This window comes from Citromicrobium bathyomarinum, assembly GCF_038594605.1.
Classification (GTDB): Bacteria; Pseudomonadota; Alphaproteobacteria; order Sphingomonadales; family Sphingomonadaceae; genus Alteriqipengyuania; species Alteriqipengyuania bathyomarina_B.
Map to the genome: position 1 here is coordinate 808,550 of NZ_JBCFZM010000002.1, position 23,196 is coordinate 831,745.

The following is a 23,196-nucleotide window of genomic DNA, read 5'->3' on the forward strand; positions in this document are numbered from 1 at the left end:
CATGAGTGCGGGGGGACATCTCGATCTGACCGGCAGATGCGCGCTGGTGACCGGCGCGGCGCGCGGGCTGGGCAAGGCGATCGCCCTTCGCCTGGCGGAGAACGGCGCGCGCGTGCTCGTCTCGGGCCGCGACGAGGCGGCGCTTGCCGATGTCGGCGGCGGCACGCAGCCGCTGGCATTCGACCTCGACGATTCGCGCGAATGCGAGGCGGCGCTGCGCGAGGCGGGCGATATCGATATCCTCGTCAATAATGCGGGCATGCGCGACCGCCGCGCGCTCGCCGACCTGCCGCGCGAAGCCTTCTCCGCCATGCTCGAAACCAACCTCGCCGCGCCGTTCGACCTCGCTCGCCGGGTGGCGCAAGGGATGATCGAGCGCGGCTGGGGGCGGATCGTCAATGTCAGCTCGATCGCGGGCCAGATCGCGCGCGGCGATGCGGCCTATACCGCGAGCAAGGGTGGATTGGACGCGCTCACCCGCGCGCTGGCAGCGGAGCTCGGGCCCCATGGCATCACGGTCAACGCGGTCGCGCCGGGATACTTCGCGACCGAAACTAATGCGGACATGGTCGCCGACGAGGATATCGCCGCGCACCTGAAACGCCGGACTTCGCTCGGCCGTTGGGGCCAGCCGGAGGAAATCGCGGGCGCGGTCGCCTTCCTCGCCTCGCCCGACGCAAGCTACATCACCGGGCAGGTGCTGGCGGTCGATGGCGGCTATCTCGCGCACTTCTGACTTGCCTTTGCGCGCAAAATCGCTAGATCGCGCGCCTTCACCGACACGTATTTCACCACCGGCCTGGCTGAAAGGGCTGCCAGGGCTGGTTCGGACGTGTCTCTGCAAAGGAGATGAAAATGCCCAAGCTGAAGACCAAGAGCGGTGTGAAGAAGCGCTTCAAGTTCACCGCGACCGGCAAGGTCAAGCATGGTGCCGTTGGTAAACGCCACCGCCTGATCAGCCATAATGCGAAGTATATCCGCCAGCACCGTGGCACCGACCTGCTTGCCAAGCAGGATGTCGACCACATCAAGAAGTGGGCCCCCTACGGGCTGAAGTGATCGCTTGAGAGATACGTCTCTCGCGTCACCCGACTTTGTCGAAAGGATATAGAATATGCCTCGCATCAAACGCGGCGTCACCACGCGCCAGAAGCACAAGCGGCTCCTAGACCAGGCCAAGGGCTATCGCGGTCGCCGCAAGAACACGATTCGCGTTGCCCGTCAGGCGGTCGAAAAGGCCGGCCAGTACGCCTATCGCGACCGCAAGGTTAAGAAGCGCAACTTCCGCGCACTGTGGATCCAGCGCATCAACGCGGCCGTGCGCGCCGAAGGCCTGACCTATTCGCAGTTCATGCACGGCACCAAGCTGGCCGGCATCGAGCTGGACCGCAAGGTGATGGCCGACCTCGCCATGAACGAGGAAGCGGCCTTCAAGGCGATCATCAAGCAGGCCAAGGACGCGCTTCCGGCGTAACCCGAGCCAATCTGCTTGAACGAACAAGGGCGCCAGGCATTGCTTCGGCGCCCTTTTTCTTGTCCGCCCACGTCATCCCTGCGTAAGCAGGGACCCAGCTCCGGGAGTGGCGGATGACACGGGGCTTGCAACCGGCGGTCTATCTTCTCGCCTCGCGCCGCAACGGCACGCTCTATGTCGGCGTGACGTCGGACCTCAGGAAACGCATCGCCGAGCACCGCGATGGGTTGATTGAAGGGTTCACGAAAGACTACGGCGTGACGCGTCTCGTCTGGTTCGAAGAGCACGCCACGATGGACGCAGCGATCCTGCGCGAAAAAAGGATCAAGAAATGGAAGCGCGAATGGAAGATCAACCTCATTCGCGAGCAGAATGCCGACTGGCGGGATCTGGCGGTGGATTTGGGCTTCGGCATGTTGCCGCCAATTCCTTCGTGTCGATCCTGAACGATGGAGATGGGTTCCTGCCTGCGCAGGAATGACGAGCATGACAGATTCTTCCGAACACGAAGCAAAGCTCACCCAGACGCTCGAGCGGCTGCACGCCGCCGACGATCTCGACACTCTCGAGGCGATCCGGGTGGAGGCGCTGGGCAAGCAGGGCTGGCTCAACGCGCTGATGAAGACGCTGGGCAAGATGAGCCCCGAAGAACGCCAGACCGAAGGGCCGCGCCTGCAGGGGATGCGTGCGCGCGTTGCCGACGCGATCGAGGACCGCAAGGCCGTGCTCGAAGCTGCCGCGCTCGAAGCGAAGCTGGCGACCGAGATTCTCGATCTCACGCTGCCCGCGCCGCAAGCGCCGCAAGGATCGGTCCATCCGGTCAGCCAGGTGATGGACGAGATTGCGGAAATCTTCGCCGATCTGGGCTTCGCAGTCGCCACCGGCCCCGAGATCGAGGACGAGTGGCACAATTTCAGCGCGCTCAACATGGCGGAAACGCACCCCGCGCGCGCCGAGCACGACACGTTCTATTTCCACGATCGCGATGCCGACGATCACCGCATGCTGCTGCGCACGCACACCTCGCCGGTGCAGATTCGCACGATGAAGGGGTTGTCCGCGAACAAAGGCGAGCCGGTGCGGATCATCGCCCCGGGCCGCGTCTATCGCAGCGACAGCGATGCGACCCACACGCCGATGTTCCATCAGGTCGAAGGCCTCGCGATCGACCGCGACATTCACCTCGGCCATCTCAAGTGGACGCTGGAAACCTTCTTCAAGGCTTTGTTCGAGCGTGACGATATCGTCCTGCGCCTGCGCCCGTCCTACTTCCCCTTCACCGAACCTTCGGTCGAGTTCGACGTCGGCTATTCGAACGAGGGCGGACGCCGAGTCGTCGGTGGCCACGGCGATGCCGAAGGGCACGACTGGATGGAGCTGGGCGGAAGCGGGATGGTTAATCGCCGCGTCCTCGAACACGCAGGATACGATCCTGACGAGTGGCAGGGCTTCGCCTTCGGCCTCGGGATCGATCGCCTCGCCATGCTCAAATACGGAATGAACGACTTGCGCGCCTTCTTCGATGGCGATGGCCGGTGGCTGTCGCACTACGGCTTCTCGCCTTTCGACCAACCGACGCTTTCGGGCGGGGTAGGAGCACGCGCATGAAGTTCTCGATCGAATGGCTCAAGTACTTCCTCGACACCGATGCCACGGTGCAGGAGATCGCGGATACGCTCAACGCGATCGGCCACGAGGTCGAGGGGATCGAGAATCCGGCGGACACCCTCGCCGGGTTCAAGGTTGCCGAAGTGCTCACCGCAAGCCCGCATCCCGATGCGGACAAGCTGCAGGTGCTCTCGGTCTCGACTGGTGAGGGCGATCCGCTGCAGGTCGTCTGCGGTGCGCCCAATGCGCGCGCGGGGATGAAGGGCGTGCTCGGCCTGGCCGGTGCGGTGGTGCCCGCCAACGGCATGGAACTGCGCAAGTCCAAGATTCGCGGCGTCGAATCGAACGGCATGATGTGTTCTGTGCGCGAGCTTGAGCTGGGCGAGGAGCACGACGGGATCATCGAGCTGCCCGCCGATGCGCCGACCGGTGCCGATTTCGCCGAATATCACGCCGCCTCGCCGATCATGGACGTGGCGATCACCCCCAACCGCCCCGATTGCATGGGCGTGATGGGCATTGCACGCGATCTCGCCGCAGCAGGGCTCGGCACGTTCAAGCCGATCGAAGTCTCGCCGGTTGCGGGCGAGGGCGCATGCCCGGTCGAGATACGCACCGACGATGCCGAGGGCTGCCCCGCCTTCTACGGCCGCGTGATTCGCGGCGTGAGCAACGGCGCTTCGCCTGAGTGGATGCAGCGTCGCCTGAAGGCGGCGGGCCAGCGGCCTATTTCCGCGCTGGTCGACTGCACCAACTACCTGATGCTCGCCTTCGGGCGGCCCGCGCACGTCTATGATCTCGCCAAGCTCAACGGCCCCGTGGTCGCCCGCCGCGCGCAGGACGGCGAGCAGATCGAGGCGCTGAACGAGAAGAGCTACACGCTCGATTCGACCATGACCGTGATCGCCGACGACACCGGCGTGCACGACATCGGCGGGATCATGGGTGGCGAGCATTCCTCGGCCCAAGCGGATACCGCCGACGTGCTGCTCGAGATCGCGTATTTCGACCCGGCGCAGATCGGCGTAACGGGCCGCAAGCTCGGCCTCGCGACCGATGCGCGCAGCCGCTTCGAGCGAGGGGTGGACCCGGAGTTCCTCGACGACGGGCTCGCGATCCTGACCGATCTGGTGCTCAAGACCTGCGGCGGGACGCCCACCGAGGTCGTGCGTGCGGGCGAGCCGCCGGTCGAGGGCAAAGTCGTCACCTTCGATCCGGCGATGACCGCGAAGCTGGGCGGTGTCGAGGTGGCAGAGGATCGCCAGCGGGCCATCCTGACCGCGCTCGATTTCGAGGTCGCGCAGGACTGGACCGTCACCTGCCCGCCGCGCCGCCACGATATCGAAGGGCCTGCCGATCTGGTCGAGGAAGTCGTCCGGATCGAAGGGCTCGACAAGGTCGCCAGCGTTCCGCTGACCCGCGCGCCGGGTGTCGCCAAGCCGACCGCCACGCCCCAGCAGAAGCTGGAGCGCCGGGTCCGCCGCGCCGCCGCTGGGCGCGGTCTGCACGAGGCGGTGACCTGGTCGTTCCTGCCGGTGCCCGAGGCGGAGCATTTCGCCGATGGGGCGCAGCTGTGGGTGCTCGACAACCCGATCAGCGAAGACCTGAAGGCGATGCGTCCCTCGCTGCTGCCGGGCCTGCTGACTGCGGCCAAGCGCGCGTCGGATCGCGGCGCGGCGGGTGCGCGGCTGTTCGAGATCGGGCGGCGCTATTTCCGTGGGGAAGGCGGCCATAGCGACGAGCGCGCGACGCTCGGCCTCGTCCTCGCGGGCGAGAAGACGCCGCGCGGCTGGGCGAATGGCAAGGCGCAGGGTTTCGACGCCTACGACGCCAAGGCCGAAGCGCTCGCGCTGCTCGAAGCGGCGGGCGCTCCGGTCGACAACCTGATGGTGATGCCTGTCCTGAGCCCCGCCGAAGGGGGTGAAGCGGGCTCGCAGTTCCATCCCGGCCAGTCGGCCACGCTGCGGCTCGGCCCCAAGAAGGTGCTCGCCCGCTTCGGTGCGCTGCATCCGAACACGCTCAAGGCGTTCGATATCGATGGGCCTGTGGTCGCGGCGGAGATCTTCCTCGACGCGATCCCTGCGAAGAAGAACGCCGGCTTCGCGCGCGCTGTCTTTAGTCCGCCTGCGCTCCAGCCGGTGATGCGCGACTTCGCGTTCCTGGTCGACAGTTCGCTGCCTGCGGGCGATCTCGTGAAAGCGGCCAAGGGCGCGGACAAGCAGGCCATCACCGATGCGCGCATCTTTGATCGCTTTGACGGGCAGGGCGTTCCGCAAGGCAAGACCTCGCTCGCCCTCGAAGTGACGCTGCAGCCGGGCGAGAAGAGCTTCACCGACGAAGAGCTGAAGGCGATCTCGCAGGCTATCGTCACGGCAGCAGAAAAGCTGGGGGCGGAGTTACGGGCATGAAGACGGCGCTGATTACGGGAGCGACCTCGGGCATTGGCGAAGCGACTGCGCGCCTGCTCGCCACCAATGGCTGGCGGGTGATCGGCACCGGGCGGCGGCAGGAGCGGCTCGACAAGCTGGCCGACGAGCTTGGGGCGGATCGCTTCCTCGGTCTCGCGTTCGATGTCCGGGATGCCGAGGCGCGCAATGCCGCGATCGACGGGCTGCCCGAAGACTGGGCGCAGATCGACCTGCTGGTGAACAATGCAGGGCTGGCCAAGGGCCTCAACCCCGCGCAGTCCGCCGACCTGTCCGACTGGCAGGTGATGATCGACACCAATGTCACCGCGCTGGTCGAACTGACGCGCAAGATGCTGCCCGGCCTGATCGCGCGCAAAGGCGCGATGGTCAATATCGGCTCGGTCGCGGGCAGCTACGTCTATCCCGGCGGCAACGTCTATGCGGGCTCAAAGGCCTTCGTGAACCACTTCACGCTGGCCTTGCGCGCGGACCTGCACGGCACCGGCGTGCGCGTGACCAGCATCGAGCCGGGTATGGCGGAGACCGAATTCACCACCGTGCGCACCGGCAGCCAGGACAAGTCGGACGAGTTCTATTCGGGCGCCCACCCGATGACGGGCGAGGACATTGCCGAGACGATCCGCTGGGTCGCCGAACTGCCGCCGCACCTCAATATCAACCGGCTGGAGATCATGCCGGTGACGCAGGACTTCGCGGGCTTCCGCGTGGCGCGGGACGAGAACTGACCCACAGAACGTCACCCCGGGCTTGACCCGGGGGCGGTGCTTTTCTTCGGTCCAAGTCGTTGTCATTTGCGTCATACCAGAAGGAAGCACCAACCCCGGCTCGGGGGCCGGGGTGACAAGAATTTTGTAACGAGACACCTATGACCTCCGAACGCCGTACCTTCGCGATCATTTCGCACCCCGACGCGGGTAAGACCACGCTGACCGAGAAGTTGCTGCTTCGCGGCGGGGCGATCCATCTTGCGGGCGAGGTCAAGGCGCGCGGGGCCGCGCGCAGGGCGCGCTCGGACTGGATGAGTATCGAGCAGCAGCGCGGCATCTCGGTCACGTCTAGTGTGATGACGTTCGAGCGGAACGGGATCACCTTCAACCTGCTCGACACGCCGGGGCACGAGGATTTCTCCGAAGACACCTACCGCACGCTGACAGCGGTCGATTCGGCGATCATGGTGCTCGACGCGGCGGCCGGTATCGAGGCGCAGACGTTGAAGCTGTTCGAGGTCTGCCGCCTGCGCTCGGTCCCGATCATCACCTTCATCAACAAGATCGACCGCGAGGGGCGCGAGCCGTTCGAACTGCTCGACGAGATTGCCGAAAAGCTCGCGCTCGACACCGCGCCGATGAGCTGGCCGGTGGGCATGGGCGGGCTGTTCGAAGGCGTCTACGACTTCGAGGAGAACGAGCTGTACCTGCCCGAAGGTGACAGCAAGGAATTCCAGGGCAAGACCGTGAAGGTCGACGGACCCGAAGACGAAAAGCTCTCCGAATATCTCAGCGCCGATGGCGTCGCGCGGGTGGCCGAGGAAGGGCTGCTGGCGCGCGAGGGCTATGCTCCGTTCGATTTCGAGGCCTATCGCAATGGCGACCTGACGCCTGTTTATTTCGGCTCCGCGCTGAAGGAATTCGGCGTCACCGCGATCATCGATGCGATTGCCAAATACGCACCGGCCCCGCGCCCGCAGCCGACCGATGAGGGCGAGATTGCGCCGGACCGTGACGAAGTGACCGGCTTCATCTTCAAGGTGCAGGCCAATATGGACCCCAACCACCGCGACCGGATCGCGTTCATGCGGCAGGTTTCGGGCACCTTCAAACGCGGCATGAAGCTGACGCCGAGCGGCCTCGGCAAGCCGATCGCGGTGCATTCACCGATCCTGTTCTTCGCGCAGGACCGCGAGATCGCCGACAATGCCTACCCGGGCGACATTATCGGCATTCCCAACCACGGAACCTTGCGCGTGGGCGACACGCTGAGCGAGAAGAACGAGGTCCGCTTCACCGGCCTGCCCAACTTCGCGCCCGAAATCCTGCGCCGTGTGCAGCTGAAGGACCCGACCAAGACCAAGCAGCTGAGGAAGGCGCTCGACGACCTCTCCGAAGAGGGCGTGATCCAGGTGTTCTATCCGGAGCTCGGCGCGCAGCACATCGTCGGTGTGGTCGGCCAGCTCCAGCTCGAAGTGCTGATCTCGCGTCTCGCCGCCGAGTACAAGGTCGAGGCCGCGCTCGAACCGGCGCCTTTTGCCACCGCGCGATGGGTCAAGGGCGGCGACAAGGCGCTGGACGAGTTCGAGAAGTTCAACCGCGCGCATCTGGCCAAGGATCGTGACGGCGACATGGTATTCCTCGCCAAGAGCCCGTGGGACGTGAACTATCAGGCGGACAAGAACCCGGACCTGACCTTCTCCGCCACCAAGGAGCGGTAAGACCCACCCCGTCTTTCCCTCAAAGGCGGGAATCCCGCTTTCCGCAAACGGGCGGGACCCCCGCCTTTGCGGGGGTGACGGATGAATGGGGGTGAGGTAAATCTGCCCCATGGCCGACTTCTTCGACACGCTGACCGAGCAGCATATCGCGATGATCGCGAAGCAGCCGGTGTTCTTCGTCGCGACGTCGGCAGCCGATGCGCGGATCAATCTCAGCCCGAAAGGTTACGATGCGTTCCGCGTGCTGGCGCCGGATCGGGTCGCGTATCTCGACATCGCCGGGTCGGGCAACGAGACCCACGCGCACCTGAAGGCGGATGGCCGCATCACGCTGATGTTCTGCAATTTCGAACAGCCCGCCCTTATCCTGCGCATCTATGGCCGGGGCGCCCCGGTGCTGCCGCAGGACCCCGCTTTCGACGCGCTTGCCGCGCATTTCACGCTGCTCCCCGGCACGCGCCAGATCTTCGATATCGCGGTCGAAAGCGTGCAGACGTCCTGCGGTTGGGGGGTGCCCTTCATGGGCTACGAAAAGGACCGTGAAACGCTGAAAAAGGCGCATCGCGGGCGCGACCCCGACGCCTATGTCGCAAAGCGCCAGCGCCAGACGCAAAGTATCGACGGCCTGCCGGTGACGCCGCCCGATCGCTATATTGCCGGTGATGACGAAGACGCGAACGAAGCCGTCGAATAGAACCCCGCTTCCCGCGCGTAAATCCTGGCTTCATCAAAGCAGTGCTTCTGGATGGGGGCGGGCCATGTTATGGTTAACGCACGAAGCAATGATGGGGAGTGAACCATGATGCGTTCGCTAATTCTCGCGTTTTCGCTTGCTGTAATGGGCATCGCGCCTGCTTCGGCGCAAGTTCTCACCCCGGCTGCCACCGGTGGGCTGCCCGAAGATTTTCAGGGCAAGGTCCAGTATTTCGGCAATCATAGCGGGGAAGTCGTTGCCATCGTCCCGGGCACACCCCGGCGCACCGACACCAAGTGTCCCAAGCGCGAGGGTGGCTGCCCCGAACTGATCGGCGGGAGCTTCCAGGCCGAGCTCGAATTCGACGGCGACATCGTGAAGGGCAAGTATCGCGGCACGGGCGGCATGCGCCCCTCGACGCTGATCGGCCGTCGCAACGGCGCCACTTGTCGCCTGTTCGACACCACCGACGGCTCCGTCTGGAGCGGCCGCTGCGATCGCGAAGCCTTTATCGGCACCGTGCGAAGCGTCCCCAACGCGCCCGAGCAGATCGATCTCGCGTTCGAAACGGTCGGCGTGAACACGGTCGACTTCTACGAACGCGATCGCACGCGCGAGCTGATCGCGGCCTATGATCGCTTCGGCGGGATCGCCTTTGGCGATGCAGCGGGCGAATCGCGGCTCGACGCGCTGCTGCAACTGCACGGCTACTTCGTGGATCGCGACCTCGCCTATCGCCCGGGCACGCTGCGCAATGTGGAGCGTGAGAGCGACAAGAAGAACAGCCCGATCTATTCGGTCTACGGCGATTACACGCGGCTCGACGGGGCGAGCGCATGGGCGCGCGCGCGGTTCGAATATGGCCGCTTCGTGTGCCTCGAAACCTCGGTCGAGCCCGGATACTGCCGGGTGATCGACTCGATCCCGCCCGCGCTCGACCCGGTCGACGACCTGTTCGATTTCAGCGGCGCAGCGGGCCCCACACAGGGTTTCTGAGGACGCGCCGAAAAGGCCCGCTCGACCTTCCCGGGTCAGTTCGCCTTTTCGGCCTGCATCACGAAATCCGCGCAACGCTCCCCGATCATGATCGCGGGGGCGTTTGTGTTGCCGGAGACGATCTTCGGCATGACCGAGGCATCGGCGATCCACAGCCCGTCGATCCCGCGCGCCTTCAGCGCAGGGTCGACCACCGCCTCTTCGTCCGAACCCATGCGGCACGTGCCGACCGGGTGATAGACCGTGTCGGCGCGCTCGCGGATCAGCGCATCGAGCGCGGTATCGTCCGACAGGTCGACCGGATGGCGATCGGCCAGACCATAGCCCGCCAGCGGCATCACATCGGCGATCCGGTGCGACACGCGCACGCCTTCGCGCAAGGTCGCGATGTCGCGTTCATCGTCGAGGAAATTGGGGTCGATCGCAGGCGCTGCTGCCGCGTCGGGGCTGGCGAGGCGGACCGTGCCCCGGCTTTCCGGACGGAGCACGCAGGCGTGGAGCGAGACGCCATGTCCGCTCAACCTCTCGCGCCCGTGGTCCTCCAGCATCGCAGGCACGAAGTGCCACTGCACGTCGGGTGCGGGCGCATCGGGCATCACGCTCCAGAACCCTCCCGCCTCGGCATAGGGCGTGGTCATGGCGCCGGTGCGCTTGCGCCGATGTTCAAGCACCGCGCGCGCCATCCGCAGCGTGCCCTCGGCGCTCCTGCCGATCGGCACGCGGCTGGCGCTTTCCCAGCAGGAAACATAATCGATATGGTCCTGCAGGTTGCTGCCGACCGCCGGCCGGTCGAGCGCGACCTGGATATCGAGTGCGCGCAGATGCTTGCCCGGGCCGATGCCCGACAGCATCAGGATCTGGGGCGAATTGAACGCACCGGCCGACAGGATCACGCCGCGGCGGGCATAAATCGTCTCGCGACGCCTGCCCCGCCGGATCGCGACGCCGGTCACCCGCCCGCCCTCGATCACCAGTTTCTCGACCTGCGTGTTGGTGCGGATGTCGAGGTTCGGCGCGTCGCGAATCGGCTCGACATAGGCGCGCGACGCGGACCAGCGCTCGCCCTTGCGCTGGGTCACCTGGAACACGCCGAAGCCGGCCTGTCTCTCGCCGTTGAAATCGTCGCGCTCGGGGTACTGGAGCGCGGCGGCGCTTTGCACGAAGGCGTCGCTCGCTTCGTTGGTCCAGTGCTGGTCGGAAACGAACAGCGGCCCGCCCGCGCCGTGATATTCGTCCGCGCCGCGCTCGTTCGCTTCGGCCTTTTTGAACCATGGCAGCACGTCTTCGTAGGACCAGCCGTCGCAACCCATTGCGGCCCAGTTATCGTAGTCCCACGCATTGCCGCGAATATAGACCATCGCATTGATCGCCGAGGACCCGCCTAGGCCGCGGCCGCGCGGCTGGTAACCCACGCGCCCGTTCAGGCCCTTTTGCGGCACGGTTTCGTAACGATAGTTCTGGCTGCCGCGCAGGAAGGGCATCATGCCCGGCGTTTTCACCCGCATGTCGTTGTTGCGACTGCCTGCCTCGACCAGGCAGACGCTGCGCTGGCCGTCCACCGCCAGCCGCCCGGTCACCGCGCAACCCGCACTGCCGCCGCCGATCACGATATAGTCGTATTGGTTCATCCGCCTGTCCTCTCCCTGGAGATATCCTCTCCGTTTACGGAAAGGTTAGGCGGCGCGGCGAGGCCCCGCAATCGGCTTTTCTGCAGGAACGCCTTCCGGCTCGCCTTCTCCCTGCCGCGCCAGCCAGCGCGCGCGGATCATGTCGGAGGTCTCGCGGCTGCCGTCATGGCTCCAGCCCGGCTCGCGCAGCAGGTAGGAAAGCTTGTGCTTCCAGGGCGCGCGCCAGATATCGCCCAGCATTCCGACCCATTCGTGAAACACCGACCAGAGCAGGTTGAAGCTGCCCAGCTGTTTCACGATGCCGTAGCGGATCGGTTCTTCCTCGTGGCTGCGCTCGGCTTCGAAGGTGCCGAACATCCGGTCCCACACGATGAAAACGCCCGCGTAATTGCGGTCGAGATAGCGCGGGTTGGTCGCATGGTGGACGCGGTGGTGGCTCGGCGTGTTCATCACCGCCTCGAACCAGCGCGGCATCCTGCGAATCGCCTCGGTATGGATCCAGAACTGGTAGATCAGGTTGAAACCGCCGCAGATCGCGATCATCGCGGGGTGGAAGCCGAGCAGCACCAGCGGCAGCGCGAACAGCAGGCCGAAGGTGAACGCTCCGGTCCATGTCTGCCGCAGCGCGGTGCTGAGATTGTAATGCTGGCTCGAATGATGGTTCACGTGGCTCGCCCACATCCACCGGATGCGGTGGCCCGCGCGGTGGACCCAGTAATATTTGAGGTCGTCGAGCACGAAGCAGACCGGCCACGCCCACCATGCGAAGCCGATGTCGAACAGCCGGTATTCGTAGGCGTTGATAAAGACCCACACCGCGAACCCGCCGAACAGCAGGCCCGCCACCGTGCTGCCGAGCCCGAAGGCGAGGCTAACCAGAGTGTCCCGCGGCTCGTAAGCGCTGGGATTGCGAAAGCGCGCCCAGATCATCTCGATCAGGACGAGCGCGACGAAGCCGGGGATCGCATAGGTGGTGGGGTCGAAATCGGGCATCGGAGGGTCAATCTAGCGCGTCGATGCGCGATGCCCAAGCCCGCGCATCGTCGCCGAGGTCGAGGGTGACGCGACCGTAGCGGCGGTCGGTGGTCACGACGGTCAGGATCGCGCCGTCGAGCAGCGCCTGCGCGCCCGGCTCCAGCACCCGGCCCGCGAAATGCGAACCATGGCGCCGCAGGACCATGATCCGACCTCGCGCATCGGTTAAAATCGCGCCTTTTCCATCGCGCGAACAGACGGCTTCGACGGGATCGAACCCGGTATCGGCCTCGTACGCGCGGCCCATCGCATCCTCGCCGTCGGCAAGGTGGGGGCCTGTGCCCAGCTTCAGCGCCCACGCAATTCCTGCGAGCACAAGAATCGCGGCCAGCGATCCGATCAGCTGAAGGAGCGCGGGATCCATGGCCTCACTCGCTCCCGGTGGCGGCCCCGTCTCCGGCGCGCCGGTTGTTGCGCCTCCACATGTTGAGCATCTCGACCCCGACCGAGAAGCCCATTGCCGCGTAGATGTAACCCTTGGGAACGTGGAAGCCGAACCCGTCGGCGATCAGCACCAGCCCGATCATCACGAGGAAGGCGAGCGCCAGCATCACCAGTGTCGGATTGTTCTCGATAAATTTGGCGAGCGGATCGGCGGCGACCATCATCACGCCCACGGTGATGACGACGGCGGTGATCATGATCGGCAGCTCGTCGGTCATGCCCACGGCGGTGAGAATCGAATCGATCGAGAACACCATGTCGAGCGCGATGATCTGCACGATTGCCGCGCCGAAGGTGAGCTGCGCGGTCGTCTTTACCTTGTCGAACATGTCGTCCGATTCGTCGGGCTCGACATTGTGATGGATTTCCTTGGTCGCCTTCCACAGCAGGAACAGCCCGCCAGCCAGCAGGATGAGGTCGCGACCCGAGAAGGCGGTTTCGAAAGATGGGACGCCATGCTCGGTCATCGGGCCGACAAGGCCCAGATCGAACAGCGGAGTCTGCAAGGTGACCAGCCAGCCGATCAGGAACAAGAGAGCGATTCGCATCACGAGCGCCAGCGCAAGGCCGATTCTGCGGGCGCGGGTCTGCTGGTCCTCGGGCAATTTGTTCGAGATGATGGCGATGAAGATGAGGTTGTCGATTCCCAGGATCACCTCGAGCATGATCAGCGTCAGCAGCGCTGCCCAGGCAGCGGGATCGGTCAGCAGAGCAAGGATATCCATGCCCTCAGCCATGGCGCGAGGCGCTGACCTGCGCAAGCGCACGCGACTGAACTGTCTGCGAAATTGTCACAATCTTGCGGAATGAAAGGCGACATTGCGATTTGGTTCGCGCCGAACCGCATTCTGCGGTAAGGGTAGAACTAGCCTGGCGGGGGATTAGCGTCACGGACGTCGATAATTTGCCACGGAGCAATGCCGGGAGGTGACCGTCCGCACCACCCGACATTTCGATTTGAGGACGGATGGAAGTAGCAGGGTTTTTGGCGAGTTATGGGTTACGATAAAGGACGTCGGCGCGGGCGCGACAAGCGGGACAATATCGGCGAGGATGGCTTCGAGCCGTTTCCCGGTGGCGGTGATTTCGGCGGCGGTTTTCAGGATCGCGGCGGCTTCGACGATCGCGGTGGCGGTTTTCAGGATCGCGGCGGCTTCAACAATGACCGCGGCGGTTTTCAGGATCGCGGTGGCGGCGGCGGAGGCCGTGGCGGCTTTGGCGGCGGCGGCCCGCGCGGTGGACCCGGCGGCGGCGGCGGCGGCGGTTTCAACCGCATGCCCGCACAGGTCGTCGGTACCGGCAAAGGCCAGGTGAAGTTCTTCAACAGCCAGAAAGGCTTCGGCTTCATCCAGCAGGAAGGCGGCGGGGACGATGTGTTCGTTCACATCAGCGCCGTCGAACGTGCCGGGCTCGAAGGTCTGGCCGAAGGCCAGGAGCTGGAATTCAACCTGGTCGATCGCGGCGGAAAGATTTCCGCGCAGGATCTCCAAATCGTCGGCGACGTCATCCCGGTCACCGGTGGCGGCGCAGGAGCGCCCGGCGGCGACGCTGCGGGCGGAGCGCCCCGGCGGGAGCTGACCGGCGAGAAAGCGACCGGGACGGTCAAGTTCTTCAATTCGATGAAGGGCTTCGGCTTTCTCGTGCGCGATGACGGCCAGCCCGATGCCTTCGTGCATATCAGTGCGGTCGAACGCTCTGGCCTGTCGCAGATCAACGAGGGCGAACGGTACGAGTTCGATCTCGAAGTCGACCGACGAGGCAAGCATTCGGCGGTCAATCTCGTTCCCGTGCAGGACTAGGCCTGTACCCGAATGAGTGGCGCGTCCGGACGGGTCGGACCATCCGGTTTGACCCGCAACGGGTGACGCAATAGATTGTCGGCAATAGCGATGAATGGCGGTTCCCTCGCGGGGCCGCCATTTCTCTTTCCAGCAGGTATCAAGAAGCTCGGAGTTCCCCCATGTCGATCAGCCCTCTCATGCCCGTCTATCCCCGTTGCGGCGTGCGCCCGGTCAAGGGCGAGAATTGCCACCTGATCGACGAGGACGGCACGCGCTATCTCGATTTCGCGAGCGGGATTGCCGTCAATCTGCTGGGTCACAGCCATCCAGCGCTGATCGGCGCGATCCAGAAACAGGCCGAGACGCTGATGCACGTCTCCAACCTTTACGGCAGCCCGCATCAGGAACGCCTGGCGCAGATGCTGGTCGACGCGACCTTTGCCGACACCGTGTTCTTCACCAACTCGGGCGCAGAGGCCGTCGAATGCGCGATCAAGGCGGCGCGCGCGTTCCACCAGCACGAGGATGGCGACCCTGCCCGGACCGAGCTGATCACCTTCACCAGCGCCTTCCATGGCCGCACGATGGCGACGATCAGCGCATCGAACCAGGCGAAGATGCACCACGGTTTCCTGCCGCTGCTGGAAGGATTCGCCTATTGCGAATTCGACGATCTCGAGGCGGCGCGCGCGATGATCGGTCCGCAGACCGCGGGCTTCCTCGTCGAACCGATACAGGGCGAGGGGGGTATTCGTCCGGCCAGCCAGGCGTTCATGCAGGGCCTGCGCGATCTCGCCGACGAACACGGCCTGATGCTGGTGCTGGACGAGGTGCAGTGCGGCGTGGCGCGCACGGGCAAGCTCTACGCGCACGAGCTGTACGGCATCACGCCCGATATCATCGCGACGGCCAAGGGTATCGGCGGCGGCTTCCCGCTGGGCGCATGCCTTGCCACCGAGCACGCGGCGCGCGGCATGACCTTCGGCACCCACGGATCGACCTATGGCGGCAATCCGCTGGCGATGGCGGCGGGCACGGCGGTGATGGAAACGGTCGCCAACGAGGACTTCCTCGCCGGTGTGCGCGACAAGGGCGCGCGCCTCAAGGCCCGGCTCGAGCAGTTCATCGGCAACTACCCCGATCTGTTCGATCACGTTCGCGGCGAGGGCCTCATGCTGGGCCTGAAGATGAAGGTGGAAAGCCGCCCCTTCTTCCAGCACCTGCGCGACAAGCATCAGCTGCTGACCGTGGCGGCGGGCGACAACACCCTGCGCGTGCTGCCGCCGCTGGTCATCGGTGATGCCGAGATGGACGAGTTCTTCGACAAGCTGTCGGCCGGGGCGGCCGACTACACTGTTCCCGAACCTGCATGATGGAGGGCGCAATGGACGTTCGGCATTTCCTCGACCTCGGCGATGCGGGTGGCGATGCGATTGCGGCGATGATCAATGACGCGCAGGACCGCAAGGCAGCGCGCGTCGGCTGGCCCAAGGCGAGGGCGGATGCGGACGCACCGCTCAAGGACCACGTCCTCGCGATGGTGTTCGAAAAGAGCTCCACCCGCACGCGCGTCAGCTTCGATATCGCGATGCGCCAGCTTGGCGGCAGCGCGGTGGTGCTGGACGCGGGGACGTCGCAGCTCGGCCGGGGCGAGAGCGTGGCGGACACCGCGCGCGTGCTCAGCCGGATGGCTGACGCGATCATGGTGCGAACCGACGACCACGCGAAGATCGAGGAAATGGCGCACCACGCGAGCGTGCCGGTCATCAACGGCCTGACCGATCGGTCGCATCCCTGCCAGATCGTCGCCGACCTCCTGACGATCGTCGAGCACGGCAAGGCCTTGCCCGGGCTCGAGGTCGCCTGGCTCGGCGATGGCAACAACGTGTTGCATTCGATTCTCGAGGCAGCGGGGCTGATGAAGTTCAACGTGCGCATCGGCACGCCCACAGGTTACGAGCCGGCGGCCGAATTCGTCGAGATTGCGCGCGCGGGCGGGGCGCAGGTCACGCTGACGAACGACGCGGCCCAGGCAGCGCGCGGCGCCGATGTCATCGTCACCGATACGTGGGTATCGATGGGGCAGGACCATGCGGAGGCCAAGCTGGCGGCGATGGCGCCATTCCAGGTCGATGCCGCGCTGATGGCCAAGGCGGATCCGCAAGCGCGCTTCCTCCATTGCCTGCCCGCGCATATTGGCGAGGAAGTGAGCGAGGAGGTCTTCGAAGGCCCGCAATCGGTCGTTTTCGACGAGGCGGAGAACCGCATTCACGCGCAGAAATCCGTCTTGCTCTGGGCGTTCGGAATGCTCTGATCGCCTCGCGCGGCACGGCAGGGCTTGGGTGGGCCCGCCGCGTCCCCATATAGCGCGCCGTGACCGATACTGCGAAACAGCCCGATACCGCCTTGAGCGAGACCTTCACCGATCGCCTGCTCGGCGCGTCGATCCCCGCGCGCGACGCGCGCCTGCGGCTCGTCCGGCTGGACGAAACGCTGGCGGAAATCCTCGCCGCACATGATTACCCCCCCGCCATCCGCCACGTACTGGCAGAGGCGTTGGTCATCGCCGCGCTGGTCGGCGGACTGGTCGATGAGGGGGAGGGAGCAGCCGGCGGTCAGATGACGATGCAGGCGCAGACCAAGGCCGGCGTCATCAAACTGCTGGTGTGCGATTATCGGCAGGGCGAATTGCGCGGCTATGCCGATTTCGATGCCGACGCTCTCTCGGCGCTTGGCGCGAATCCCTCGCTACCCGCGCTGTTCGGAGAAGGATTCCTCGCAATTACCTTCGACGTCCCCGAGCGAGGCGGGCGCTACCAGGGCATCGTCCCGCTCGAGGGCAACAGTCTGGCCGAAGCGTGCGAGCTCTATTTCGAGCAGTCCGAACAGGTGCCGACCATGGTGCGGATTGCGGTGAGGGCGGAAGGCAAGCGGACGCTGGCCGCCGGTCTCCTCGCGCAGCACCTGCCCGATGGCGAGGTTGGCCGCGAGCGTCTGCATGTCCGGCTGACCCACCCCGAGTGGGAACATGTGCAGGTCATGGCCTCTTCGATCCGGCACGAAGAGCTGCTCGAGGAAGAGGTTTCGCTCGACGCACTCGTCTGGCGCCTGTTTCACGAGGAGGACGAGGTGCGCGTGTTCCCCGGCGCCACGCTCTCGCGCGGCTGTCGATGCAGCGTCGAGCACTATGAATCGGTCCTTGGTCGATTTCCGGAAGCGGAAAAAGCCGAGATGCGCGACGAAAACGGGGACATTCTCGTCGATTGTGCGTTCTGCTCGAAGATCTTCACGATTGCGACGTGAATTGTTCAGGTTCGATGGTGTGTTGATCGTGTAGTCCGGCGGAGCAACGGCCTTTGCGTTCGCTCGCTGAATTGAGAGATAAGGTTATGCGACGTCTGACGAAGAAAGCTGCTGTCGCGCTTGCCGTGAGCATCGGCGCCGTCCTCGCCACGCCTGTGGCCGCCAATATCGCACCAACCGCAGTCTTCGGGGAGTTGCGCCTCGGCACCTGGGAGATCCGCGAGCGCGGGGCGGACCGTCCCCGCCGCATCTGCCTCCGATCCGAACGCGATCTGGTGCAGTTGCGCCACCGGGGGCAGTCGTGTCGGCGCATCGTGATCGAAGACAGCGCGGCGGTTGCGACCGTTCAGTATAGCTGCTCTGGCGCCGGCTATGGCCGCACGCGCATAAGGCGCGAGAGTGCGGAGCTGGTCCAGTTGCAGAGCGACGGGATCGAGCGCGGTTCGCCGTTCTCGCTTGAGGCGGAAGGACGCCGGGTCGGCGCCTGTAAGTGACCCTCATGCGCGAACGGTCTTGCAGGCCTGCCGCCTGACCCGCTAGCCCGCTTCGATGGCTGCCAGAAAACGTTCCGATATTGCCGCCGTCCTCCTTTCGGGAGGGCTCGATTCCATGGTCGCGGCCGCGCTTGCTAAAGAAGCGGGGCGCGAGGTCCATGCGCTGACGATCGATTATGGCCAGCGTCACCGGCGTGAAATCGAGGCTGCGCGAGGCATCGCACGGACGCTGGGTCTGGCCAGCCATTCCGAAATCGCGCTCGATCTGCGCCAGTTCGGCGGGTCTGCCCTGACCGCCGATATCGACGTGCCCAAAAGCGGGGTGGGCGAGGATATCCCGGTCACCTACGTGCCCGCGCGCAATCTCGTGTTTCTTTCGCTGACGACTGCCTTTGCCGAGAGCATCGGCGCCGGACGGATCACCATCGGCGTCAATGCGCTCGATTACTCGGGCTATCCCGACTGCCGGCCGGAGTTCATCGCGGCGTTTGCCGAAGCCGCGCGGCTCGGCACCAAGGCGGGCGTCGGGGGCGAGGGTTTCGCCATCGACACACCGCTTCAGTTCATGACCAAAGCCGATATTGCGCGCGAATGCCACCGGCTCGGGCTCGATCCGGCCCTGAGCTGGTCGTGCTACGATCCGACGCCCGCCGGCCTCGCCTGCGGAGCATGCGATTCGTGCCGCTTGCGCCGAAAGGGCTTTGCCGAAGCCGAGCTTGTCGATACCACCCTCTACTCAGAGGAAAATACCTGATTGGACGGAGTGAGGGATTGAGTACAGCCGCGAATGTCGAGCGCCCGGAGAGCGCGCCGGTCGACCCCAATGCCAAGGTACCAGCCTATAGCTGGTACGCGCTCAGCGTGCTGGTGCTGATCTATGTGCTGAACTTCGTGGACCGGCAGATCCTGTCGATCCTCGCCAACGACATCAAGGCCGACCTGGGCGTGGATGACGCGTTTCTGGGGTTCCTCTACGGCACCGCCTTCGCGATCTTCTATGCGCTGTTCGGTATTCCGCTCGGCAAGCTGGCGGATAGCTGGCACCGCATCCGGCTGATGACCATCGGTCTGGCGCTGTGGTCGGCCATGACCGCCCTGTCGGGCTTTGCGAAGAACGCAGCGATGCTCTCGGGCGCACGCGTGGGGGTCGGGATCGGCGAGGCAACCGCAAGTCCGGCTGCCTATTCGCTCATTTCCGACTGGTTTCCTGCGCGGCTGCGCGCCACCGCGCTCGCGATCTATTCGTCCGGCCTCTATGTGGGCGGTGGGATTTCGCTGGTTATCGGCGCGCTGGTGGTGGAGAACTGGAATGCCGCCTACCCCGATGGCGGTCCACTGGGCCTCGCCGGTTGGCAGGCCGCTTTCATCGCGGTAGGCCTGCCCGGCCTGCTGCTCGCCGTGTGGGTCTTCACGCTGAAAGAGCCGGTGCGTGGCCTGATCGACGGGATGCCGTCAGAGCGGGTCGAGAAGCCGTTTCGCGGTTTCATCGAGGAACTGCTGCAGATCATCCCGCCATTCACTATTTTGGGCGCCGCGCGGCGGAGCCCGGCAGCCCTGGTGGCCAATCTTGCGGGGCTGGTCGGGTTCTTCACTGCGGCGTGGCTGATCACGCTACTGGCGGAAACCGGACAGGGCTTCATCATGGGCGCTATGGGTTTCGATGTAGCGATATCAGACCAATGGTTCCTGCTGGCGGTCGGCTATTACGCGATCTTCAGCTGGGCGAGCGCGCTGCGTTCGCGCGATGCGGAAACCTTTGCCCTGACCTGGGGCTCACCCGCATTTCTGTGCACCATCCTGGGCTACGGCATGGTCGCCTTCATGTCCTACGCCACATCCTACTGGGGCGCTCCCTATGGTGAGCGTGTGTTCGAGATCTCGAAGAGCGAGCTGGGCCTGTTGCTGGGCGCGCCTGCCGCGGTCACGGGCTTCCTCGGCGTCGTGCTCGGCGGTCGTGCGGCGGACTGGCTCTTTACCAAGCTGCCCGGCGGCCGGCTTTATGTCGTTCTGTTCGGCCTACTCGCGCCGGCGCCGGTCATCTGGGTGATGTTCACCACCGAGAGCAAAACACTCTTCCTCATAGCGGCCGCAATCGCCCAGCTCTTTGCGTCGAGCGCTTTGGGTGCCGCCGCAGCGACCAGCCAGTCGCTCGTCCTGCCACGGATGCGTGGCGTCGCGACGGCGACCTTCTTCCTTGCGACAACGCTCGTCGGGTTGGCGCTTGGCCCCTATCTCGCGGGGCTGATATCGGCGAAATCGGGCGAAAACCTTTCGCTCGGCATGCTGAGCCTGCTCTGGGCCGCGCCGATCGGTTTGGTTCTGCTGGTCTTCGCGCTCAAGCTGGTTCCGGCGGCGCAGGAACGGGTGCTCGAGCTGGGTCGGGCGGAGTCGACTGGCGGATAGCGGCAGCCGACTCCGGCACGATTTACACGATCAAGCCTGCGTAAGCACGCCGCAGGCGATGCGCGAACCTGCCGCGCCCGATGGATCGGTGCGACCATCGTCGGGGTCGGCGTGGATGACCACCGCCGTTCCGTCGGCATCGAAGACATTTTCGAGCACATAGGCGCGTGATCCGCCGACGGGCACTTGCATGCTCGCAGTACCGTTCGCGCGGGCGGTGAGGTTGGGCAGGTCGCCGAGATGATTTCCATCATCGTCGAGCAGGCCGTGGCTTTCGTTCGAGGGATTGAGATGTCCGCCTGCCGACTTGAAGTCGGGCAAGGTGCATTTGCCGGTGGTGTGCAAATGGAACCCATGCTGTCCCGGCGTGAGGCCTTGCGCGGTGACCGCGAGTTCGACCTTGTCGCCGATGGCGAGAAGCCTGGCCTCGCCGGTGGGATTGCCCGAACCATCCATCAGTGTCGCGGTCGCGATCGTTTCGGATTCGGGTGGTGGAACACTGGCGCAGGCGGATAGGGCGAGGGCCGGGGCGAGCATGCTCGCCAATGTCAGGGTGCGTCTGGTTGGAAAAGTCATGGGCAGGTCTCCTTGATCTACCTGCCCAACGAAAAAGGGGCCGGATTGCTCCGGCCCCTTCTCGTGTTTCGTAGCGGAGTACCGCTCGATTACATGCCCGAACCCGGACCGTACGTGATTTCCACGCGGCGGTTCTGCAGTTCGCGGACACCGTCGGCGGTCGGAACGCGCGGGTTCGCTTCACCGAAGGCTTCGCTGCTGATGCGCATGTCGGGAACACCGCGACCCGTCATGTACTGACGGACCGATGCATTACGACGTGCCGCGAGGCCGAGGTTGTACTGCACGGTACCCGAACGGTCGGTGTAACCGGCCAGCATCACCGAGGCGTTGCCGCAGTTCTGGTAAGCCGAAATCGCGTTGTTGAGGACCGAGGCCGCTTCGGGCGTGATGTCCGAACGATCCCAGTTGAAGAACACGATGTAGGGCCCCGTGTTGCACGGCGGCGGGGGCGGAGGAGGCGGCGGCGGCGGCGGCGGCGGGGGAGGCGGCGGCGGCGGCGGCGGCGGGGGCGGAGGCGGCGGCGGTGCAGCCTGCTCACCGAAGTTGTACGTCAGCGTCCCCATGATCGAGTGCGAACGGAAGTCGCCTTCGACCGTGTCACCAAAGGCATTGACCAGGTTCACGCTGTCTTGGTTGAAGAAGCGATACTTCAGGCCCGCGTCGATGCGATCGCTGATCGGCGCGCGAAGACCTGCGAGGATCTGCCATGCAAAGCCGGTGTCCGAATCATCCAGGCCGTTGGGCGAGGACAGATCGATAGCCGACGTGACCTTGGTGCGGGAAACACCGACACCACCACCGACGAAGGCCTGCAGGCTGTCGTCAGCGCCGAAGTCGGCGAGAGCGTTGACCATGAAGCTCAGCGCGTTCGCGTCGCCCGTCGCGGGATACACACCGGTCACACCAGCGCCCGGGGGGTTCGGGAAGCTTACGCTGCCCACAGTGAGATTTTCAACTTCCGCTTCGCGGTAGCTGGCTTCGGCTTCGAGACGGACAGGGCCGAAGTCGTAGCCGACGAGACCGCCGAAGTCGTAGCCGGTCTCAAAATCGGCAGTCAAATCGTCTTCAATGCCGTTGATGTCGAAGTCGAGGTCCTCGACGAGCATCACGCCGCCTTCGACCTGCACGTAGAACGAATTGTCCCGTGCAAGTGCCGGCGTTGCGAGCATCGTCGAAGCCATCGCCATTCCGATGACGAGATTGCGCATTACTGAAAATCCCCTTTTGTAATGATTGGGAGCCACCAGGAGGCCCCCACTTAACTTTTCCCCAGGTCTGAGGCAAGCAAACAGGCCATCATTCAAGCAAAGCGATGGTACTGTTGCACGATTGCCTCAACGTGGGATCAAGCAATTTTCGGAAGCCGGGCCATAGCCCCGTTCCTCCCATCGGCCAAACGCCAATTCCAATTTCCGGTTCCCGGGTATTGGTTTAAGTGCCCATTCCGGATGTTCGCAGCTCGTCGATCAAGACGGCAATCGCCGCCCTCGCTTCGATGTCGATCGTCGCGCCGCCCGTGGGTGGTGCAGGAAGCGCAAGGGCTTGCCATCCATCGATCCAGCGGCGGAAATGCGCGGCTGCTTGGTCGAAGACCGTCATTCCCGGTTGCGGGGCCGCGAACATCCATGTGCCACCTGTGAACATCGCGAGCTCCCCATCGTGTCCGGCCCACGCGTCCAGCGCGTCCGCGCCAACGATCCAGCATTCGCCATCGGCGGAGCTGGCGGGTGGCGCGGCGGTTTCGCCCACCACGCTGGGCGCCAGCAGCGAATCGATCCGCGCCAGCGCCTCGTTGACCGTTGCTTCCTTCTGCGCCTGTGCGGCGAACAGGAAGGGCAGGTTCATACGCGCGGATCGGGCGGTGAAGACGATCGGGTCGGTCATTGGTACGGGCTCCGGA

Annotated in this window: 24 protein-coding genes; 17 read left to right on the top strand and 7 right to left on the bottom strand. The window is 64.9% G+C overall.

Annotated elements, in window-relative coordinates; genetic code table 11:
* Nucleotide 1: 1 nt before the first annotated feature.
* From AAG612_RS11070 to AAG612_RS11115, 10 genes are all read left to right on the top strand, one after another.
* Nucleotides 2-736 carry an SDR family oxidoreductase gene (locus AAG612_RS11070; protein ID WP_342510184.1) on the top strand — a complete coding sequence of 245 codons (735 nt, stop codon included), beginning with the start codon at nucleotides 2-4 and terminating at the stop codon, nucleotides 734-736.
* A 119-nt stretch (nucleotides 737-855) separates the two neighbouring features.
* Nucleotides 856-1,059: a 50S ribosomal protein L35 gene (gene rpmI, locus AAG612_RS11075; RefSeq protein WP_115490830.1), complete on the top strand. Its 204-nt coding sequence runs from the start codon at nucleotides 856-858 to the stop codon at nucleotides 1,057-1,059.
* A 55-nt stretch (nucleotides 1,060-1,114) separates the two neighbouring features.
* On the top strand, nucleotides 1,115-1,474 hold the full coding sequence (gene rplT / locus AAG612_RS11080; RefSeq protein ID WP_010239708.1) for a 50S ribosomal protein L20: 360 nt from the start codon (nucleotides 1,115-1,117) through the stop codon (nucleotides 1,472-1,474).
* Nucleotides 1,475-1,587: 113 nt separating this feature from the next.
* On the top strand, nucleotides 1,588-1,920 hold the full coding sequence (locus tag AAG612_RS11085) for a GIY-YIG nuclease family protein (protein WP_342510190.1): 333 nt from the start codon (nucleotides 1,588-1,590) through the stop codon (nucleotides 1,918-1,920).
* A gap of 40 nt (nucleotides 1,921-1,960) precedes the next feature.
* Nucleotides 1,961-3,082, top strand: coding sequence for a phenylalanine--tRNA ligase subunit alpha (gene pheS / locus AAG612_RS11090; protein ID WP_342510192.1), 1,122 nt, complete (start codon nucleotides 1,961-1,963; stop codon nucleotides 3,080-3,082).
* Nucleotides 3,079-5,490 (top strand): phenylalanine--tRNA ligase subunit beta, encoded by a 2,412-nt coding sequence (pheT, locus tag AAG612_RS11095; protein WP_342510194.1) that lies wholly within the window; start codon nucleotides 3,079-3,081, stop codon nucleotides 5,488-5,490. Before pheS ends, pheT begins: the two co-directional genes overlap by 4 nt.
* Complete coding sequence (locus AAG612_RS11100; RefSeq protein WP_342510196.1) at nucleotides 5,487-6,236, top strand: SDR family NAD(P)-dependent oxidoreductase; 750 nt, start codon at nucleotides 5,487-5,489, stop codon at nucleotides 6,234-6,236. The genes pheT and AAG612_RS11100 overlap by 4 nt, the downstream gene beginning before the upstream one ends.
* A 140-nt stretch (nucleotides 6,237-6,376) precedes the next feature.
* Nucleotides 6,377-7,939: a peptide chain release factor 3 gene (locus AAG612_RS11105; RefSeq protein ID WP_342510198.1), complete on the top strand. Its 1,563-nt coding sequence runs from the start codon at nucleotides 6,377-6,379 to the stop codon at nucleotides 7,937-7,939.
* Between the two features lie 109 nt (nucleotides 7,940-8,048).
* A complete protein-coding gene (locus tag AAG612_RS11110) occupies nucleotides 8,049-8,633 on the top strand; it encodes a pyridoxamine 5'-phosphate oxidase family protein (protein WP_342510199.1) in 585 nt (194 codons plus the stop codon).
* Between the two features lie 105 nt (nucleotides 8,634-8,738).
* Complete coding sequence (locus AAG612_RS11115; RefSeq protein ID WP_342510200.1) at nucleotides 8,739-9,629, top strand: hypothetical protein; 891 nt, start codon at nucleotides 8,739-8,741, stop codon at nucleotides 9,627-9,629.
* A gap of 35 nt (nucleotides 9,630-9,664) precedes the next feature.
* Here AAG612_RS11115 and AAG612_RS11120 read toward each other — a convergent pair whose 3' ends face one another.
* From AAG612_RS11120 to AAG612_RS11135, 4 genes are read right to left on the bottom strand one after another with little or no spacing between them, the layout of a single operon-like run.
* The gene (locus AAG612_RS11120; protein ID WP_342510201.1) at nucleotides 9,665-11,257 is read right to left on the bottom strand and encodes a GMC family oxidoreductase; all 1,593 of its coding nucleotides are present in this window, start codon (nucleotides 11,255-11,257) and stop codon (nucleotides 9,665-9,667) included.
* A gap of 45 nt (nucleotides 11,258-11,302) precedes the next feature.
* Entirely contained in the window at nucleotides 11,303-12,250 is a 948-nt protein-coding gene (locus AAG612_RS11125; RefSeq protein ID WP_342510203.1) for a sterol desaturase family protein, read from the bottom strand.
* Nucleotides 12,251-12,257: 7 nt separating this feature from the next.
* Entirely contained in the window at nucleotides 12,258-12,656 is a 399-nt protein-coding gene (locus AAG612_RS11130; protein ID WP_342510205.1) for a hypothetical protein, read from the bottom strand.
* 4 nt (nucleotides 12,657-12,660) lie between these two features.
* Nucleotides 12,661-13,461 carry a TerC family protein gene (locus AAG612_RS11135; RefSeq protein WP_342510207.1) on the bottom strand — a complete coding sequence of 267 codons (801 nt, stop codon included), beginning with the start codon at nucleotides 13,459-13,461 and terminating at the stop codon, nucleotides 12,661-12,663.
* Between the two features lie 270 nt (nucleotides 13,462-13,731).
* On the opposite strand from AAG612_RS11135, the gene AAG612_RS11140 reads away from it, so the two are divergent.
* The 7 genes from AAG612_RS11140 to AAG612_RS11170 all read left to right on the top strand — a co-directional run bounded on the left by AAG612_RS11140 (nucleotide 13,732) and on the right by AAG612_RS11170 (nucleotide 20,717).
* Nucleotides 13,732-14,535, top strand: a complete 804-nt coding sequence (locus AAG612_RS11140) for a cold-shock protein (RefSeq protein WP_342510209.1) — start codon at nucleotides 13,732-13,734, stop codon at nucleotides 14,533-14,535.
* A 161-nt stretch (nucleotides 14,536-14,696) separates the two neighbouring features.
* Nucleotides 14,697-15,890, top strand: a complete 1,194-nt coding sequence (locus AAG612_RS11145; RefSeq protein WP_342510211.1) for an aspartate aminotransferase family protein — start codon at nucleotides 14,697-14,699, stop codon at nucleotides 15,888-15,890.
* Nucleotides 15,891-15,901: 11 nt separating this feature from the next.
* Nucleotides 15,902-16,831 (top strand): ornithine carbamoyltransferase, encoded by a 930-nt coding sequence (gene argF / locus AAG612_RS11150; protein WP_342510213.1) that lies wholly within the window; start codon nucleotides 15,902-15,904, stop codon nucleotides 16,829-16,831.
* 59 nt (nucleotides 16,832-16,890) lie between these two features.
* Nucleotides 16,891-17,820, top strand: a complete 930-nt coding sequence (gene hslO, locus AAG612_RS11155) for an Hsp33 family molecular chaperone HslO (RefSeq protein WP_342510215.1) — start codon at nucleotides 16,891-16,893, stop codon at nucleotides 17,818-17,820.
* 86 nt (nucleotides 17,821-17,906) lie between these two features.
* Complete coding sequence (locus tag AAG612_RS11160; RefSeq protein WP_342510216.1) at nucleotides 17,907-18,314, top strand: DUF3617 domain-containing protein; 408 nt, start codon at nucleotides 17,907-17,909, stop codon at nucleotides 18,312-18,314.
* 55 nt (nucleotides 18,315-18,369) lie between these two features.
* Entirely contained in the window at nucleotides 18,370-19,068 is a 699-nt protein-coding gene (gene queC / locus AAG612_RS11165) for a 7-cyano-7-deazaguanine synthase QueC (protein ID WP_342510218.1), read from the top strand.
* A 17-nt stretch (nucleotides 19,069-19,085) separates the two neighbouring features.
* On the top strand, nucleotides 19,086-20,717 hold the full coding sequence (locus tag AAG612_RS11170) for a spinster family MFS transporter (RefSeq protein ID WP_342510220.1): 1,632 nt from the start codon (nucleotides 19,086-19,088) through the stop codon (nucleotides 20,715-20,717).
* Between the two features lie 30 nt (nucleotides 20,718-20,747).
* On the opposite strand, the gene AAG612_RS11175 is transcribed toward AAG612_RS11170, so the two are convergent.
* The 3 genes from AAG612_RS11175 to AAG612_RS11185 form a co-directional block, all read right to left on the bottom strand.
* Complete coding sequence (locus tag AAG612_RS11175; RefSeq protein ID WP_342510223.1) at nucleotides 20,748-21,293, bottom strand: superoxide dismutase family protein; 546 nt, start codon at nucleotides 21,291-21,293, stop codon at nucleotides 20,748-20,750.
* Between the two features lie 89 nt (nucleotides 21,294-21,382).
* A complete protein-coding gene (locus AAG612_RS11180; RefSeq protein WP_342510225.1) occupies nucleotides 21,383-22,504 on the bottom strand; it encodes an OmpA family protein in 1,122 nt (373 codons plus the stop codon).
* Nucleotides 22,505-22,727: 223 nt separating this feature from the next.
* Nucleotides 22,728-23,180, bottom strand: a complete 453-nt coding sequence (locus AAG612_RS11185) for a DUF2793 domain-containing protein (RefSeq protein ID WP_342510227.1) — start codon at nucleotides 23,178-23,180, stop codon at nucleotides 22,728-22,730.
* Nucleotides 23,181-23,196: the final 16 nt, after the last annotated feature.

Bases quoted from the DNA above. Each gene is read 5' to 3' on its own strand.
- AAG612_RS11070 (WP_342510184.1), top strand. From the start codon at position 2: ATGAGTGCGGGGGGACATCTCGATCTGACCGGCAGATGCGCGCTGGTG.
- rpmI (WP_115490830.1), top strand. From the start codon at position 856: ATGCCCAAGCTGAAGACCAAGAGCGGTGTGAAGAAGCGCTTCAAGTTC.
- rplT (WP_010239708.1), top strand. From the start codon at position 1,115: ATGCCTCGCATCAAACGCGGCGTCACCACGCGCCAGAAGCACAAGCGG.
- AAG612_RS11085 (WP_342510190.1), top strand. From the start codon at position 1,588: ATGACACGGGGCTTGCAACCGGCGGTCTATCTTCTCGCCTCGCGCCGC.
- pheS (WP_342510192.1), top strand. From the start codon at position 1,961: ATGACAGATTCTTCCGAACACGAAGCAAAGCTCACCCAGACGCTCGAG.
- pheT (WP_342510194.1), top strand. From the start codon at position 3,079: ATGAAGTTCTCGATCGAATGGCTCAAGTACTTCCTCGACACCGATGCC.
- AAG612_RS11100 (WP_342510196.1), top strand. From the start codon at position 5,487: ATGAAGACGGCGCTGATTACGGGAGCGACCTCGGGCATTGGCGAAGCG.
- AAG612_RS11105 (WP_342510198.1), top strand. From the start codon at position 6,377: ATGACCTCCGAACGCCGTACCTTCGCGATCATTTCGCACCCCGACGCG.
- AAG612_RS11110 (WP_342510199.1), top strand. From the start codon at position 8,049: ATGGCCGACTTCTTCGACACGCTGACCGAGCAGCATATCGCGATGATC.
- AAG612_RS11115 (WP_342510200.1), top strand. From the start codon at position 8,739: ATGATGCGTTCGCTAATTCTCGCGTTTTCGCTTGCTGTAATGGGCATC.
- AAG612_RS11120 (WP_342510201.1), bottom strand. From the start codon at position 11,257: ATGAACCAATACGACTATATCGTGATCGGCGGCGGCAGTGCGGGTTGC.
- AAG612_RS11125 (WP_342510203.1), bottom strand. From the start codon at position 12,250: ATGCCCGATTTCGACCCCACCACCTATGCGATCCCCGGCTTCGTCGCG.
- AAG612_RS11130 (WP_342510205.1), bottom strand. From the start codon at position 12,656: ATGGATCCCGCGCTCCTTCAGCTGATCGGATCGCTGGCCGCGATTCTT.
- AAG612_RS11135 (WP_342510207.1), bottom strand. From the start codon at position 13,461: ATGGATATCCTTGCTCTGCTGACCGATCCCGCTGCCTGGGCAGCGCTG.
- AAG612_RS11140 (WP_342510209.1), top strand. From the start codon at position 13,732: ATGGGTTACGATAAAGGACGTCGGCGCGGGCGCGACAAGCGGGACAAT.
- AAG612_RS11145 (WP_342510211.1), top strand. From the start codon at position 14,697: ATGTCGATCAGCCCTCTCATGCCCGTCTATCCCCGTTGCGGCGTGCGC.
- argF (WP_342510213.1), top strand. From the start codon at position 15,902: ATGGACGTTCGGCATTTCCTCGACCTCGGCGATGCGGGTGGCGATGCG.
- AAG612_RS11160 (WP_342510216.1), top strand. From the start codon at position 17,907: ATGCGACGTCTGACGAAGAAAGCTGCTGTCGCGCTTGCCGTGAGCATC.
- queC (WP_342510218.1), top strand. From the start codon at position 18,370: ATGGCTGCCAGAAAACGTTCCGATATTGCCGCCGTCCTCCTTTCGGGA.
- AAG612_RS11175 (WP_342510223.1), bottom strand. From the start codon at position 21,293: ATGACTTTTCCAACCAGACGCACCCTGACATTGGCGAGCATGCTCGCC.
- AAG612_RS11180 (WP_342510225.1), bottom strand. From the start codon at position 22,504: ATGCGCAATCTCGTCATCGGAATGGCGATGGCTTCGACGATGCTCGCA.
- AAG612_RS11185 (WP_342510227.1), bottom strand. From the start codon at position 23,180: ATGACCGACCCGATCGTCTTCACCGCCCGATCCGCGCGTATGAACCTG.